The following is a 15,609-nucleotide window of genomic DNA, read 5'->3' as shown; positions in this document are numbered from 1 at the left end:
TGTACAAACGGATCAAGAGTCGGGGCAAATAAGTAACCAAACAAAATTAATTACACACTGATTCTTTACTAGGCAAAAATTTTAGCCCAAATCTTGTGTAATTAATTCTGTGCAACTACTTAAAGAGTGCGTGGCTCGTCAGCTCACTAACTCTCTTGCCAAGACGCGATCGCACAAGACACAATTCATTGCATCTCTACAACGTCGCCATCTTCTACCGCCCCTAAAGCTTTGAGCGTGGCTTTCTCTGCTTCCGTTAAACCCGTAACGCTCATAATATTCATGCTCTCATAAGGTCTGTCTGTCAGTGTTTTTAGGCATTCACCTGTTTTGACATCCCAAAGCTCAATTGTTTCATCCGCACTACCACTGGCAAGGGTCATACCATCCACACTAAAGACAACTGACAAAACTTGATTGGTATGTCTCTGCAAGGTGTTTAGGCATTCACCGTTGCGGATACCCCATAGCTTCACTGTGTTGTCAGAACTACCACTGGCAAGCATCTCACCCGAAGGACTGAAAGCGACTGAACGTACCCAATTCCTATGCCCCTGCAAAGTGTAAAGGCATTCACCGCTGCGAATATCCCATAACCTCACTGTTTGGTCAGAACTACTACTGGCAAGCATCTCACCCGAAGGACTGAAAGCGACTGAACGTACCCAATCCCTATGCCCCTGCAAAGTGTAAAGGCATTCACCGCTGCGACTATTCCATAACCTCACTGTTTGGTCAGCACTACTACTGGCAAGCACCTCACCAGAAGGACTGAAAGCGACTGAACGTACCGCATCCTTATGCTCCTGCAAAGTGTAAAGGCATTCACCGCTGCGAATATCCCATAACCTCACTGTTTGGTCAGCACTACCACTGGCAAGCACCTCACCAGAAGGACTGAAGGCGACTGAATGTACCGCATCCTTATGCCCCTGCAAAGTGTAAAAGCATTCACCGCTACGGATATCCCATAACCTCACCGTATGGTCATCACTACCACTAGCAAGCATCTCACCAGAAGGGCTGAAGGCAACTGAGTTTACCCAATTGCGATGACCCTGCAAAGTTTTCAAGCGCTCACCGTTGCGGATATTCCATAGCCTTACAGCATGGTCAGAACTACTACTGGCAAGCGTCTCACTAGAAGGATTGAAAGCGACTGAAGATACCCAATTAGACTGACCCTGTAAAGTCTTGAGGCATTGACCACTGTTGACATCCCATAGCCTTACAGTATGGTCAGAACTACTACTGGCAAGCATTTCACCCGAAGGACTGAAAGCGACTGAAAATACCCAATTAATATGACCCTGTAAAGTCTTGAGGCATTGACCGCTGCTGACATCCCATAGCTTCACTGTTTGGTCTGCGCTACCACTGGCAAGTTTCTCACCAGAAAGACTGAAGGTTACTGAGTTGATCCGCTTACTATGACCCTGTAAAGTCTTGAGGCATTGACCGCTGCTGACATCCCATAGCTTCACTGTTTGGTCTGCGCTACTGGCAAGTTTCTCACCAGAAAGACTGAAGGCGATTGAATTTATCTCAGCCATGTGTCCCTGCAAAATGTTCAAGCATTTACCTTTGTGGATATCCCATAACCTCACCTTTGTATCATCGCTACCGCTGGCAAGCATCTTGCCAGAAGGATTGAAGGCAACTGAACGTACCCAATCGGTGTGTCCCTGCAAGCTGTTCAGGCATTCACTGTTGCGGATATCCCATAACCTCACCGTATGGTCAGAACTGCCACTAGCAACCATCTCACCACAAGGACTGAAGGCGACTGACAAAACCTGATTGGTATGTCCCTGCAAGATGTTTAGGCATTCACCGTTGCGAATATTCCATAGCCTGACAGTATGGTCAGAACTGCCACTAGCAACCATCTCACCACAAGGACTGAAGGCGACTGAACGTATCCAATTGCTATGCCCTTTACAGGACAAAACTTCTCTTCCACTGGCAGCTTCCCATAGCTGAACTAAGCCATTACTATCACCTATAGCTAAAAGCTTGCCATCTGGACTAAATGCCACTGACCAGACACTTTCCAAGACTCTAGTAAAAACAGAATCAGCTAGATTCGCCTCAATAAAATTGACACGGCGCAGGCTGGCCTTAGTAAAATCAGCGCCGATAATTACACTACGGCTGAGATCTTTCCCTTCAAGCGTACCCTTATCAACCTTCACTAGCAGTGTCGCCGCATTCCCCCCAACATAACCTACCTCCTCTTCACTTTTGCCTCGTGTTGCTTCTAGAATTTCGAGGAGAGCAGGGGGAGCAGGGGGAGAGGAGGATTGAATATCAAGCATTGGGATGATTAAATCCATAACCGCCTTGGTCAACGGCGCTTGTCCAAACGTATTGCGAACCTGCGCTAGAGATTCACTTGCAAATGCCCTAAGAGGCGCAATAGGCACAATCCTCCCTGCCTCATCCATTTGACGCCGAAAATAGGAAGACCAAGTGTAACTTAAGGACGCAGTGCCTTCATCTAAATGCGACTGTGCTATTGCCAAGTCCGTAAAATCTGAAGCCAACGCCCCCAGTTCAGCCGCAAACTTATAGGCAACAAAGAACTCCAACAGTGATCGATGAGCCGGAGTATAATCCCCCTCAGAATTGCGGATGAGCATCGTCTGACCCATCATGTCAAAATGCCAGTGGTCTAAGTCCTTTTCCTCTCGAACAAACGAACCGAATAATCGACGAATGCGTTCAGGGAAAAGGCGATAATTGATACTCATCTGGTCATTTGACAGCATCTCCCACGACAGCTCACACAAAAAGTAGAGCTTGTCTGCCAACGAAGTAAACGTGCGTTCCGCTCTAATATCTCTTTCCATCTTGCGTCGCACCGCATACAGGTAAATCCGCGACATATCGACAGGTTTACCCGCTTCAATATCCGGCAGCGCTTCCAGAATTAACTCCGTCATCACCGGACGGCGAGCTAAATCCAACAGTTGGGAACTTCCCATCACATCCTCGACTGTTGCGGCTGGGGCTTGGAACGACAACACCTGACGGATTTGCTCATCGTTGAACTTCTCCAGTTCCAGCACCTCAAACTGAGGTGTTTCGCCAGTTAGAGCAGCCGTCGAAGCTTGCAATTCAGCATTGAGCAGCACCCGTCCTTCTTGCGCCTCTGGAAAATGCTCTGTGCGACAAGTCAGGATGACCTTAGCCCCCGGCACCACTACCTTCGCTAACTCCCAAAAGTTGTTAATCATTGCTTGGCGATCGACCTTAGCTGCCATCTCATCGAAACCATCGAAAATCAGTAGCAGCTTACCCATGCGGTTGAGTTGCTCAAAGGCTTCGTAGTGAGGTATGGGTAGCTTATGCTTGCGAAAGAAGAATTCTGAAAATAGAGACTCAACACTTACTGCCTTGGCATAGTCACGCAAGGGGATAACTAAGGGTAGGCGAGGGCGTTCAACGCCACGTTTTTGGGCATCGCGATAGCGTTGCAGTGCTGTCCAAGCATAATGGAAGGCGAACCACGTCTTGCCCGTGCCGAATTCTCCCAGAATCGAGATATGCTCTTTAGCTGGGTCATCAAGCCAGAGGTCGATGTAACCGTTAATCCAACCGTCACGCTCATCGTAGCGACTGACGGCTAACCTGCGCTTGGTAACGGGGTCAAACTCTTCTTTCGTGCAGGCAAGCGGAACATACTTTGTCTCAATGTCTCGGCGTTTGACCTCTTCTTCCAACCAGTCGAGATAGCCACTGAACTCAGCATCCTGATCGAGGAGTTCATCGAAGGTGTAGCAGCCCAGGTGATGATTTTCCTCCTTATCCACTTCATCACGCGCTGCCCGTGAAATGCGCCGTGCCGTCACTAACCATCCTTCATCGGTTCGTTGCTCCTCCACCGAATCTCGCAACGCCGCTACATCCCTGATTCCTGCCTCACCCTCAATACCCCGCACGAGAATGCGATCGTACCGATTCCGCCGTACTGGGATGTTGATAATCCACTCAAAATAGGTATCTTCCCAAACCTCATACCGCTCAAAGCGATAGCCTAAGGTTTCAAACCAGCCTCTCATCTGCTGAGCTAATACAAATGCCCTGCAATTTATATCAGTTGAGGGGGAAGCCGCTTGCAGTGCTGGATAATCCTGTGCCGCTAACCGAGCAATTTCTGTGCGAATTCCCTCTAGTGTAGGTAGTCTATCTAACCGTTCTTGGATATTTCTTAAGTTTTTATGTAAGGAGCCTATCTGCTGATTGGTGAGAACTTCAGCGGGTGTCCGGGTGCGCTTCGCCACCTCGATAAACACTGCCGCCAAAGCCGCAAATTCTCGACGAGGGTCAATTCCCAAGTCTCGGATTTCATCCCCCAAGGCATATGTATCAAGAAATGCTTCGCCTTCTTTGAGAAGAATTGAAGGATTATTTTGGTCTAACGCCTTGCGAAAAATCTTTTGAATCTCGTTTTGCCGAAAAAGTTCAAGAATTGGCTTAGGTTTGCCAACACCGTACTCAACAAGAGCGTAGGCGTAGACTCCGCTGAAATCAGCGGGTGGATGCTCTGGGTCGAGGTTAAACTTCTTGAGTAATTTGATGACTGTCTCATTGCGCTGAAGCTTGTCCTTTATCAAAGCGGTTGGACTGGCAACTCCGGTAATGGCGCTAATTAATGAGTCAAGACTAATGGGTATCACAGGGCGTTCCTTGGTAAAAGGACTTTCGGCGATATGAAGGCTTAACCGCTATTATGCAAACCTCTGGGTCGAGTTGGCGAGTCAGTCATCCCTCCTAATCGCTTGTATTAAGGGGACATTGGCAAGATTCTGGCGATTGCTGCTATTCGGCTCTAAATTCTTCTTAGGCTGGATTCATAATTCTCCTGAACTCCTGAACACAGCCACTTCTGTATTCTTTTTGTTCACTAATAGAGGTATAGTCTGAGCAGGAACACTCGGTACGGCGATCGTTGACTGTTGTTATTTCACTGTTCAATCAAGCGGGAGGCGTTGGCAAGTCAACGCTCACCCAAAACCTTGGCTATCACCTTTCCCAACGCGGTCATAAGGTTTTATTGGTAGACATGGACCCGCAAGCTTCCTTGACGACATTCATGGGGTTGGAGCCTGCGGATTTAGAGAAAACGCTATACGATGCCCTAGTGTCTCTTGAAGAGGAGCCGATAGCGCTCCACTCCAACTTGCAGGGTATGGATTTAGCTCCGGCTAATATTGACCTGGCGAATGCGGAACAAGAACTAATCTTTGCTGAACTCCGAGAGTTTCGGCTGAAAGAAGTGCTGGCTCCCCTGTTGCCTAACTACGACTTCATCTTGATTGATTGTCCCCCCAGCTTAGGGATATTGAGTCAAATTAGCCTCGTGGCCTCGACTCATGTCTTAGTCCCGATTCAGTGTCAGTTCAAAGCTTTGAAGGGGACTGACTCGCTGTTGAAGACGGTGGCGCGAGTACAGCGCAAGCTCAACCGAACCCTCAAGTTCGCGGGGTTTTTCCCGACGATGTACAGTGCGAGTAACTCTCTCGACCAGCGCACCTTACAGTCGATTTCAGAACAACTCTCAAGCCTTGCACCGATATTTCCCCCACTGCCCCGTGCGACAGCGGTGGCGGAAGCAGCTGAGTATGGAAAGCCTTTAGCGCTTTGCCCTAACAAAAATCAAGTTATCTTACGCCTTTTTGATGAGATTGCCCAGCAATTGGAGTGTTTACTATGAGTCCCCGACAACGTACCCAACCGCCAGCTGACCGCTCAAAGCTTAAGAATGTGGCTCTATTTAGTGAAGAGGAAGACCCAACAGTTCCTTCCACCGTTGACCTCGACAAAATTATCTTGCCTCCAAATCAGCCTCGCCGCTACTTTGACCCCCAAGCGATGCAGTCTTTGGTGGAGTCGGTGAAGAGCGAAGGGATTCTCCAACCCCTACTTGTTCGACCTGTAGATGAGAAGTATGAGGTGGTGGCGGGAGAGCGACGCTATCGGGCGGCTCTTGAGTCTGGATTAACCGAAGTGCCGGTGACGGTTCGGGTAATGACGGATGACCAGGCGGTTCAGTATGCTCTCGTGGAAAATTTGCAGCGGGAAGACCTCAATCCGGTTGAGGAGACGGAAGGGATACTTAGCCTTTTGGCTTTCCGATTGGAGTGTGAGTTAGAGGATGTCACCTCGAAGCTTTACCGGCTGGAAAATGAAGCGAAAGGGAAAGTTACCCGAAATGTTTCGGGTAAGGAGGAAACCGAAGCGATCGAGCAGGTGTTTGCTTCCTTGGGGCGAATGAACTGGCAGTCGTTTGTCCGAACTCGCCTCCCACTGCTCAAACTGCCGGCTGACATTCTGGAAGCTCTACGGGCTGGTCGCCTTGAGTACACTAAGGCGAAAGCCATAGCACAAGTTAAAGACGAAGCTGAACGTCATCGTCTGTTAGACGATGCGATTTATGATTTCCTGTCCTTGAGTCGAATTCGAGAGCGGGTCAAAGAAGCTCAAGTGCCGACAAGCGAACCTCCCACTCTAGCTGAGCGGATGGGAGCCACTTATAAATTGGCTAAGAAGCAGAAAGTCTGGGATGACCCGAAAAAGCGTAAGAAACTGGAATCTTTGCTGGGTCAGATTGAAGCGTTGCTCTCTAAGGCGTAAAGGTAGATCTCTTTTTTTCCTTGAATCGTTTTGGTCTTACGAGGTGCGATTGCTTCCTTGGGAACGTGGCTAGATTCTAGAGTTTATTTGTTATATCTGTTATATTTCCGTTGCAGTTAGTTTGGCTTTAGGTCATCTAACCGCAATTAACCGATACTCACAATATTACAAGACTACAAAATAGTTCGGACTCGCCTCGCTCACACTAACCAGCGACGGCAAGTGATCGTGATCACTCTGAATGGATGAAGGGTTCAGCTATGTTGGGCAATGAAGCTGGACGCACGTTTAGCGAAGCTGAGGTTAAACAGTTAGCCAAAGCTTTGCTAGAAATCCTGATGTACCTGCACACTCGGCAACCACCTGTTATTCACCGAGACATCAAGCCCAGCAATATTTTATTGGGAAGGATGAGAGACGGCATTTCTTTTAACAATATTCATGACACGGAGCTACTTTCTCATTAAATGGAAACCCTAGACTTGCTTCGCTCTGGAGAGTTAGCCGGGAGCAAACGACTCAATATATCTTGCGGACTCACTCAATTTCCCTCAGAGATTTATGCTCTTGCCGATTCCTTAGAAATCTTGGATCTATCGAATAACCATTTAAAAACCTTACCCGATGAGTTTGAACGATTAAAGAACCTCAAAATTGTTTTCTTGACCAACAATGATTTTGAGGAAATTCCCTCCGTTCTTTCACACTGCCTTGACCTCAAGATAGTGAGTTTTAAATCCAACCAGATTGCGAGTGTTGGCGAGCAAGCCCTACCGTACTCGCTCCGCTGGCTGATTCTCACCAACAATAAAATTGAGAAGCTACCCGCTTCCCTTGGTAGCTTGAGCCATTTGCAAAAGCTGATGCTGGCTGGCAATCGGCTCCAGTCGCTCCCCGAGTCAATGGCTTCTTGCAAGAAATTGGAACTCATACGGCTTTCGGCGAATCAGCTCACGGCGCTGCCCCCCTGGTTGTTCACCCTGCCTCGCCTGTCTTGGCTGGCTTATGCTGGCAACCCCTTGTGTAATAGAGACGCTATGACAAAGCCAGTGCTTCCAGACATTGATTGGACCGAGCTGACGCTGGGGGAAATCCTTGGGCAAGGGGCGAGTGGGGTGATTTATCAGGGGCTTTGGACAACCCAGCTTGCCCAACAAGAGGTGGCAATCAAGATCTTCAAGGGTGAGATCACCAGTGACGGGTTACCGGCTGATGAAATGGCGGCAAGTTTGGCGGCTGGGTACCATGACAATCAAGTTAACGTGCTAGGCAAGCTCAGCAACGAACCCCAGGAGAAACTTGGGCTTGTGTTTTCGCTCATCCCTCCCCATTACAAAAACTTAGGGCAGCCGCCAGACTTTGACACCTGCACAAGAGATACCTACAGTGCTTCCACCTCGTTCTCTTTGCCTGTCATTTTACGCATTGCTCAGGGCATTGCCTCGGCGGCGGCACACCTTCATGCCAAAGGCCTCATGCATGGTGATCTCTATGCTCATAATATTCTGGTGGATGAAACGGGTCAGAGTTTGCTGGGAGACTTTGGAGCCGCCTCTAAATATGACAAGAGTGATGGGGTGATAGCGCAAGCGCTAGAACGATTAGAGGTGAGGGCGTTTGGGTGCTTACTTGAGGATATGTTAGACCGTTGCACACTCCAGGAGTCGTCTTTGCACTATAAAGCAGTGGAGAGTCTTCGTTGCTTACAGCAAGAGTGTCTCAAGCCAGTTTTATCACAGCGTCCTCAGTTTACAGAAATCAGCGAGCGTTTGACTAGTGTTGAGCGACAGGTTTATGGCACAGCCTAACAATTTGACAATGACTAATTAAATGACTAGGTGACAAGTTAGTGTTATTGCAGCCTTACTGAGATCGGCATTCTTCAAGTCAGCTCCATCACTTAGGCAGGTAACTTTAGCGCTCGCACGCTCGATTGACACAGAGCGTTTGTCACTCTCGAAGTTTTTGTGACACAACCATAAAGTTTAGACTATTAAGAACCCTTAGACGAATCGGAGGCACCATGCCGACCTATCGCTCCAAAACCTCCACCCAGGGACGCAATATGGCGGGTGCCCGTGCGCTCTGGCGTGCCACCGGAATGCACACCGAGGATTTCGAGAAGCCCATCATTGCCGTCGCCAACTCCTTTACCCAATTCGTACCTGGCCACGTTCACCTCAAGGATCTGGGTCAATTGGTATGCCGTGAGATTGAATCCGCCGGTGGTGTCGCCAAGGAATTCAACACCATCGCTGTGGACGATGGCATCGCCATGGGCCATGACGGGATGCTCTACAGTCTGCCCTCGCGCGAAATTATCGCCGATTCGGTCGAGTATATGGTCAACGCCCATTGTGCCGATGCCCTGGTCTGCATTTCCAACTGTGACAAAATCACCCCCGGTATGTTGATGGCCGCCTTGCGTCTCAACATTCCTACAGTATTTGTCTCCGGCGGTCCCATGGAAGCGGGCAAGACGAAGCTCGCAGACCACAAACTGGACTTGGTGGATGCTATGGTGGTTGCCGCGAACGACAGTATCAGCGACGAGGTTGTCGAAGAGTATGAGCGTTCCGCCTGCCCGACCTGTGGCTCTTGCTCCGGTATGTTCACCGCCAACTCTATGAACTGTCTCACCGAGGCGATTGGTCTCTCCTTACCGGGCAACGGCACTGTACTCGCGACCCATTTCGACCGTAAGGATCTGTTCCTCAACGCGGCGCGAACCATTGTCAGCATTACCCGTCGCTACTACGAGCAGGATGATGACTCGGTACTGCCGCGCTCCATAGCCAGTGTCAAAGCGTTTGAAAATGCCGTGATGCTGGACATCGCTATGGGCGGCTCGACCAACACGATTCTCCACTTGCTAGCCGCTGTTCATGAAGCCGGTGTCGATTTCACCTTGTCCGATATCGATCGCCTCTCACGCCAGGTTCCCCAACTTTGCAAGGTGGCACCGAACACCCCCAATTACCATATCGAGGATGTCCACCGTGCTGGCGGCATTCCCGGCCTTCTCGGCGAGTTGGAGCGTGCCGGATTGCTCCACACGGACGTGCCAACGGTTCACAGTAAGACGCTCAAAGAAGCACTCGCTCGCTGGGATGTCATGCGTACTGATGACGAAGCCGTCCACACCTTCTTCAAGGCGGGTCCTGCGGGGATTCCAACTCAGCAGGCGTTCAGTCAATCGACCCGTTGGCCCTCACTCGACCTGGATCGGGAAAACGGCTGTATCCGCAATATCGAACACGCCTTCAGCATCGAGGGTGGACTGGCTGTGCTATACGGCAACCTGGCTGAGCGCGGTTGTATTGTGAAGACGGCCGGCGTAGATGAAAGTATTCATGTGTTTGAAGGCAAAGCCCGCATTTATGAAAGTCAGGATGCCGCTGTCAAAGGAATTCTCAACGATGAGGTGGAACCGGGCGAGGTGGTGATTATTCGCTATGAAGGTCCGCGCGGTGGGCCTGGGATGCAAGAAATGCTCTATCCGACCAGTTACCTTAAATCCAAAGGTCTGGGCAAGGTTTGTGCCTTGTTGACCGATGGTCGCTTCTCAGGCGGGACTTCGGGTCTCTCGATTGGTCATGCCTCTCCGGAAGCAGCGGCGGGTGGCAACATTGCTCTGGTCAAGGGTGGCGATCGCATCCTAATCGACATCCCCAATCGCCGCATCAATGTGGAGCTATCGGCAGAGGAATTAGCCAACCGTCGTGTGGCAATGGAAGCGTTGGGCAAAGATGCCTGGAAGCCGACACAGCCCCGTCAGCGTCGGGTGAGTGCGGCGCTCAAGGCTTATGCACTGCTGGCGACTAGTGCGGATCAAGGCGCGGTACGAAACCTGGAAATGCTCGAATAGAAAAATACGCAGAAGACTTGGGATGAAAATGAGCCGAGCTTCAGCCAACACACAAGTCAAAAGTCCTCGTAGGTAAGTTCTTCGTTTGCCCAGTTGGTTTCTTCTAGAAATTCTCTAAAGGTAGTCAGGAGTCTGGGAAACTCCTCTTCGCGCAGGTGCTTAACATCGGCTTGATAGCCCTGATGGCGATACCACTGAATGAGATCGAACAGTTGCTTGCGAAATAGAAGTAAAAATATCCAGGGAGGAATTTCTTTGTGGACGACTGGTCTTCCCTGGACTCTTGAAAATTCCTCCGCCATCTGTTTTGGGGTCAACACATCTCCGGCTAACTCAATCTCTCGACTAATATACTTCGAGGGATGCTGCATCACGTAGGCAGCAACGCGCCCCATATCCTTTGTTGTGATCAGGTGTAAAGGCTTGTCAGGCTGAACAGAGAAGGGAAAGGAACCCTTTATAATGGACGGTCGCGTATAGGGCTTCCAAAACTCTTCCATGAAAAGGCTTGCTCGCAGCATCGTGGTTGGCAAGCCAGTCTGTTTGAGGATTTGCTCTACTTTGTACTTCTGCTCAATGTGGCTGATGCCAGAATTCCGCTCTACCCCACCGGAGGAGTTATAAACGAAGTGGCTAATGTTAGCTTGCTTCGCCGCTTGTGCAACTCGCTTCGCCCGTTCAATTTCTCGTGGATCGGGCGAAGCATAGTCCCCAGAGGTAGCATGACAGTAAACGGCTTTAATCCCGGAAAAAGCGGCTGAGAGTGAATTCTCATCATCTAGGTCAGCTTCAACCAGTTCAACGCCTGCATGAGTCAACCTGGATAGAGAAGGACGCTCAAGGTCAATTTGGCGAGTAATGGCACGTAGGTTACTCACATTTTGTTCGAGAAATCCTTTAACTACATTTGCGCCTGTACCTCCCGTCACACCAATCAGCAGAACTTTGCCAACTTTTATCTTTGTCTCACTAGAGGAATCTGACGAGTGGTTCATACTAAAATTGCACCAATCAACAGTTGGGTCAGGTTTTCATAGGGCTACGCCTACGCGCTTGAAGTAGTCCACATTGAGAAATTGAGAGTACAATTCTTTGATGCGCTCTGGCGACAGGCGCGTTTGTCTGTATGTCTCTCGGTTTGACATTGCCTCCAGCCAAGTGTTGAGGTGTACTCGCGCCGAATTTTCAATTTCAAAGTCCTTCCAGGCAGACAGCGCCACGTTCATCCGCTCAAAGAAGGGCATGAAGGCAATGTCCACAAGGCTTACGGTTTCTCCCAAAAAGTATGGACCACCCGAAGCTTCAATAGCCGCATCGAGAAGGAGGAGTTCCTCCTCTAAGTGTGCCCGTAGCTGGTCATCTTTAGCCGCGTCTTCTGTACGTTTGTGAGAAAGGTAGCTGTAGGAGAGCTTGACCAACTTGGAGTCACAGCGTGTCATGAGTATCCTTGCTCGCGCTCGTGCGGCTAGCTGTGATGGCATCAGAGTCACCCCTTTGCCGCCAAACACTTCGCACAAGTACTCGTTGACCACCAACGATTCGTAGACTACCGTCTCCCCATGCTTGATTACGGGTACGGTTCCATTGGGATTTAGGGCGCAAAACCACTCGGTTTTGTTGTCTTTGCCTAGCGAAATTTCCTGATACTCAAAATCGACCGAGAGTTCAAGCAGTGTAATCCAACTGCGCTGGGCATACGGGCAGTTGCGGTTGGCGTAAAAAACTAACGGTGTCGTCTCGTCCATCGGTCAATCTCCATTCACTCGCTTTTTGTCAAGGTCAGTAGACCGAAAACTTTGGCGTTCGCTCCATCAACACTCAAGGGTATTGACGTAAGTATATAACTGGCGCATCCGGGCAGAAACGACATTAATGTCGCCGTTCCCCCGCAACTAACCCCACACTATAGATAACCTCACTTATCCATTATTCAAGGGCGAGGCAAAGTAAGGAAAAATAAAACACGTATCCTTCTTGAAGGCTAGCAATTAGCGCTCACATTCCGGTATTTTTGCTCTCATTGGGATGTACCCCTTTTAATTCGATTTACCATCGCTGCCAAAGTATTCCCGATAGGCACAAATTTGGTTTCCACGAACATCAAAAGAAACGGCAATTCGGTTTTTATAGGGTTCTCCCCTCAGCCATCCCTCGTCCCTGAACTCGAAAACAACAGTCGTCTCACTACTGGTAACGCGCTCAAGCGTGACTGATAGCCCTGGCTTAAAAGCCTCAGAAGCATACTCGAAGAATTCACGAGCTCTGTGTTTTCCGACATTCAAACCGTGGTAGGAACCGACGGGAAACCAAAAGGTGAAATCTTCGCTAAGCATATCCAAGAATGGGTTCCACTCGCCTGTTGCTAGACCGTGAGTGAAGTGCGAAAAGGCTTGATGAGCAACTTCCACTGTCGTTTGTTGCATTTGTCCCTTCTTAACTATCTCCTGAGCACCGCTTTTATGGCTTTTCAATCAGGTTCTGTAACTAGAGCTTTTGGAAGACGTACAGATCCTGTGTGTCGAGAATATACTGACAATTGCTCATCTTGCCAGAGTTTTGCTAGAGTACCTATACTTCGTCGCCAAATCAAGCTAAGTCCTCGAAGCACCAACTATCCCTAGAGGAGTTTGTTGAAGGCGATAAGTAGCTGAACACTAGGAATTTTTGGGCGCTTCTTTTTAGCCCGTTTCAGATGTGCCGACAGCGTTTTGAACTGTATGCAGACAGCTACCGCCCGTCTCACTTTTACCTGCCAATACTAGGAAGAGAAGGTAAGATAGAGCGCAAACACTTATCCTTTCCTCAGCGAGAAACTATTGAGCGTTTAGCCAAGTTGGGCATCAGTTGAACTATGGGTGCAAAGATTGAAGTTCGCAACCCGCGAACGGGAAACATTGATTATTGGATTGCGCCGCCGACATGCGAGCAGCTTACTGAGCAGTGTACCCGATTGCGCGAGGCTCAAATCGATTGGCAGCAGGGAGGTTTAGAGCCGCGAATTGAGACGTTGCAACAGTGGAAACAAGTGATACTCTCAAAAAAAGATGAGATTACTAAAGCTTTAGTAAGCGACACAGGCAGATTATCTGTATCCATCCTTGAAATTGACTCGTTCATCTCCAGCATTGATCGCTGGTGTTGCTTAGCACCAGACTTGTTGGCAAAAGAGGATGAAAAAGCAACAGCAATTCCCTTTATCCAACTGCAACAGGAATTTGTTCCTTATCCCTTAGTTGGTGTCATCAGCCCCTGGAATTTTCCGCTGTTGCTTTCTACGATTGATATGATTCCCGCCTTACTAGCAGGTTGTGCAGTTGTTGTAAAACCTAGCGAAATTGCGCCTCGTTTCATTCAACCCCTGGTAGAAACAATTGCCTCCGTTCCCAATTTACGAGATGTTTTAGCCTATGTTGAAGGGGCTGGCGAGATAGGGGAAGCGTTAATTGAATGTGTGGATTTAGTCTGCTTTACTGGCAGTGTGGCTACGGGTCGAAAAGTAGCACAGACAGCAGCTAAGCGGTTCGTTCCGGCTTTTTTAGAATTGGGAGGCAAAGACCCGGCTATTGTTTTATCGTCAGCCGATTTAGACAAGGCAACCTCGGCAATCTTATGGGGTTCAGTCGTCAACACTGGGCAATCTTGCCTCTCAATCGAGCGCATTTACGTGGCAGAATCTATTTTTGAGTCATTTGCTCAGAAGCTGGTAGAAAAAGCACAACGCCTGCAACTGGCTTATCCGTCTGTTGAAAGTGGAGAAATTGGTCCCATTATTGCCGAACGACAAGCGGATATTATTGCCGAACACCTACTTGATGCACTTGAAAAGGGGGCGGTTGTTCACTGCGGAGGCAAGCTTGAAGACTTAGATGGGGGGTTATGGTGCCGTCCTACAGTCCTTAGCCAAGTTAACCATTCCATGAAGGTGATGGCGGAAGAAACCTTCGGACCGATTATGCCCATGATGCCATTTTCTACGATTGAGGAGGTGATCGCATTAGCCAACGATACCATCTACGGACTCAGTGCGGCTGTGTTTGCCGGTTCGCAAGCCGATGCCTTAAAAGTAGCACAATGTATTGATGCTGGTGCTATCAACATCAACGACGCTGGATTAACGGCATTAATACATGAAGGAGAAAAAAACGCCTTCAAATTTTCTGGCATGGGAGGTTCGAGAATGGGGGCGGCTGCACTCAAACGATTTATGCGTAAAAAAGCTTTTTTGGTTAAAACTGAGTCGGTTCCTGACCCTTGGTGGTTTAATACTCAATAATTTAGAGTAATTGTTTTTAATCGGGTCTATGGCTGAATTAAAAGTGCTGTTCAGCACTACTGATTCTTCTTGACAAATGAAGTCGTCGAGTAAATGAGCAGAGCCAACCAGATTGATCCAAAAGTCACGGCATGGGTACGAGAAAATGATTCGTGATACAAGAAAATTCCCAGCAACAATTGCAAACTAGGGGCAATGTATTGGAAGAACCCCAAGGTCGATAGACGCAACCGTTTTGCCGCATTGTTGAACCACAACAGCGGAATTGAAGTGACAATTCCCGCTCCCATCAATAACAGCATGAGCCACAGGTTGGCAAAAAAATGCCCGGTTCCTGTCGCACTTTGGTATCCAATGAAAGCCAATGCCACTGGCATAGCTAGCAGCGTTTCCACTGCCAGTCCTACCATCGGTGAAACGGAAACAAGCTTCCGTACCAGTCCATAGAAGGCAAAGGAAAACGCTAACCCCAGAGCAATCCAGGGCACTGTTCCCAGTTGCCAGACAAAATTTACTACCCCAAGACTTGCCAATAACACGGCAAATTGTTGCCCCCACTGCAAGCGTTCATGAAGCACCACATATCCCAGTAAAACATTGGCTAGAGGATTGATGAAATAACCGAGGCTCGTTTCTACCACTCGCTGGGTGTTGACTCCGTAGATGTAAAGCCCCCAGTTAAATGTCAGCAGCAAGGCTGTTATCAGTAGGAAGCTCACTTTTCTCTTAAAACGCCAGACTTCCCAGAACTCGGAAGTGCGTCGTTGCCAAACCAAAAGTCCGATGAGAAATACCATCGACCAGAGAATCCGGTGGCTCAACACCTCGA

The 15,609-nt window shown here is 49.0% G+C and carries 11 protein-coding genes; 6 read left to right on the top strand and 5 right to left on the bottom strand.

The features are described from left to right. Positions 1-185: 185 nt before the first annotated feature. Complete coding sequence (locus H6F98_RS24130; RefSeq protein ID WP_192221270.1) at positions 186-4,682, bottom strand: NACHT domain-containing protein; 4,497 nt, start codon at positions 4,680-4,682, stop codon at positions 186-188. Positions 4,683-4,954: 272 nt separating this feature from the next. Between H6F98_RS24130 and H6F98_RS24125 the strand changes: the two genes are divergently transcribed. The 5 genes from H6F98_RS24125 (at position 4,955) to ilvD (ending at position 10,507) form a co-directional block, all read left to right on the top strand. Continuing rightward, positions 4,955-5,719 (top strand): ParA family protein, encoded by a 765-nt coding sequence (locus H6F98_RS24125; RefSeq protein WP_192221269.1) that lies wholly within the window; start codon positions 4,955-4,957, stop codon positions 5,717-5,719. Further along, positions 5,716-6,639: a ParB/RepB/Spo0J family partition protein gene (locus H6F98_RS24120; RefSeq protein ID WP_192221268.1), complete on the top strand. Its 924-nt coding sequence runs from the start codon at positions 5,716-5,718 to the stop codon at positions 6,637-6,639. Before H6F98_RS24125 ends, H6F98_RS24120 begins: the two co-directional genes overlap by 4 nt. 245 nt (positions 6,640-6,884) lie before the next feature. Then, entirely contained in the window at positions 6,885-7,106 is a 222-nt protein-coding gene (locus tag H6F98_RS24115; RefSeq protein WP_313929936.1) for a protein kinase domain-containing protein, read from the top strand. After that, positions 7,107-8,447: a leucine-rich repeat-containing protein kinase family protein gene (locus H6F98_RS24110; protein ID WP_192221267.1), complete on the top strand. Its 1,341-nt coding sequence runs from the start codon at positions 7,107-7,109 to the stop codon at positions 8,445-8,447. It abuts the gene before it with no gap. A 215-nt stretch (positions 8,448-8,662) separates the two neighbouring features. Next, on the top strand, positions 8,663-10,507 hold the full coding sequence (gene ilvD / locus H6F98_RS24105; protein ID WP_192221266.1) for a dihydroxy-acid dehydratase: 1,845 nt from the start codon (positions 8,663-8,665) through the stop codon (positions 10,505-10,507). Positions 10,508-10,563: 56 nt separating this feature from the next. Here the strand turns inward: ilvD and H6F98_RS24100 are convergent, their stop codons facing one another. The 3 genes from H6F98_RS24100 to H6F98_RS24090 form a co-directional block, all read right to left on the bottom strand. Further along, a complete protein-coding gene (locus H6F98_RS24100) occupies positions 10,564-11,502 on the bottom strand; it encodes an NmrA/HSCARG family protein (protein WP_192221265.1) in 939 nt (312 codons plus the stop codon). Positions 11,503-11,538: 36 nt separating this feature from the next. Next, positions 11,539-12,252: a glutathione S-transferase family protein gene (locus tag H6F98_RS24095; RefSeq protein ID WP_192221264.1), complete on the bottom strand. Its 714-nt coding sequence runs from the start codon at positions 12,250-12,252 to the stop codon at positions 11,539-11,541. A gap of 291 nt (positions 12,253-12,543) precedes the next feature. Next, positions 12,544-12,930: a nuclear transport factor 2 family protein gene (locus tag H6F98_RS24090; RefSeq protein WP_192221263.1), complete on the bottom strand. Its 387-nt coding sequence runs from the start codon at positions 12,928-12,930 to the stop codon at positions 12,544-12,546. Between the two features lie 428 nt (positions 12,931-13,358). Between H6F98_RS24090 and H6F98_RS24085 the strand changes: the two genes are divergently transcribed. Beyond that, entirely contained in the window at positions 13,359-14,780 is a 1,422-nt protein-coding gene (locus tag H6F98_RS24085) for an aldehyde dehydrogenase family protein (protein ID WP_192221262.1), read from the top strand. 56 nt (positions 14,781-14,836) lie between these two features. Here H6F98_RS24085 and rarD read toward each other — a convergent pair. Next, the coding region (gene rarD / locus H6F98_RS24080) for an EamA family transporter RarD (protein ID WP_192221261.1) at positions 14,837-15,609 on the bottom strand (773 nt) is incomplete at its 5' end.

Source organism: Microcoleus sp. FACHB-SPT15, assembly GCF_014849525.1.
GTDB lineage: Bacteria > Cyanobacteriota > Cyanobacteriia > Cyanobacteriales > Coleofasciculaceae > Symplocastrum > Symplocastrum torsivum.
The sequence above is the reverse complement of the archived record's forward strand: the minus strand, read 5'-3'. Positions and strand labels throughout refer to the sequence as shown.

Excerpts from the sequence above, each read along its gene's own strand:
- H6F98_RS24120 (WP_192221268.1), top strand. The coding sequence starts at position 5,716 with ATGAGTCCCCGACAACGTACCCAACCGCCAGCTGACCGCTCAAAGCTT.
- H6F98_RS24115 (WP_313929936.1), top strand. The coding sequence starts at position 6,885 with ATGAAGGGTTCAGCTATGTTGGGCAATGAAGCTGGACGCACGTTTAGC.
- H6F98_RS24110 (WP_192221267.1), top strand. The coding sequence starts at position 7,107 with ATGGAAACCCTAGACTTGCTTCGCTCTGGAGAGTTAGCCGGGAGCAAA.
- ilvD (WP_192221266.1), top strand. The coding sequence starts at position 8,663 with ATGCCGACCTATCGCTCCAAAACCTCCACCCAGGGACGCAATATGGCG.
- H6F98_RS24100 (WP_192221265.1), bottom strand. The coding sequence starts at position 11,502 with ATGAACCACTCGTCAGATTCCTCTAGTGAGACAAAGATAAAAGTTGGC.
- H6F98_RS24095 (WP_192221264.1), bottom strand. The coding sequence starts at position 12,252 with ATGGACGAGACGACACCGTTAGTTTTTTACGCCAACCGCAACTGCCCG.
- H6F98_RS24090 (WP_192221263.1), bottom strand. The coding sequence starts at position 12,930 with ATGCAACAAACGACAGTGGAAGTTGCTCATCAAGCCTTTTCGCACTTC.
- H6F98_RS24085 (WP_192221262.1), top strand. The coding sequence starts at position 13,359 with ATGGGTGCAAAGATTGAAGTTCGCAACCCGCGAACGGGAAACATTGAT.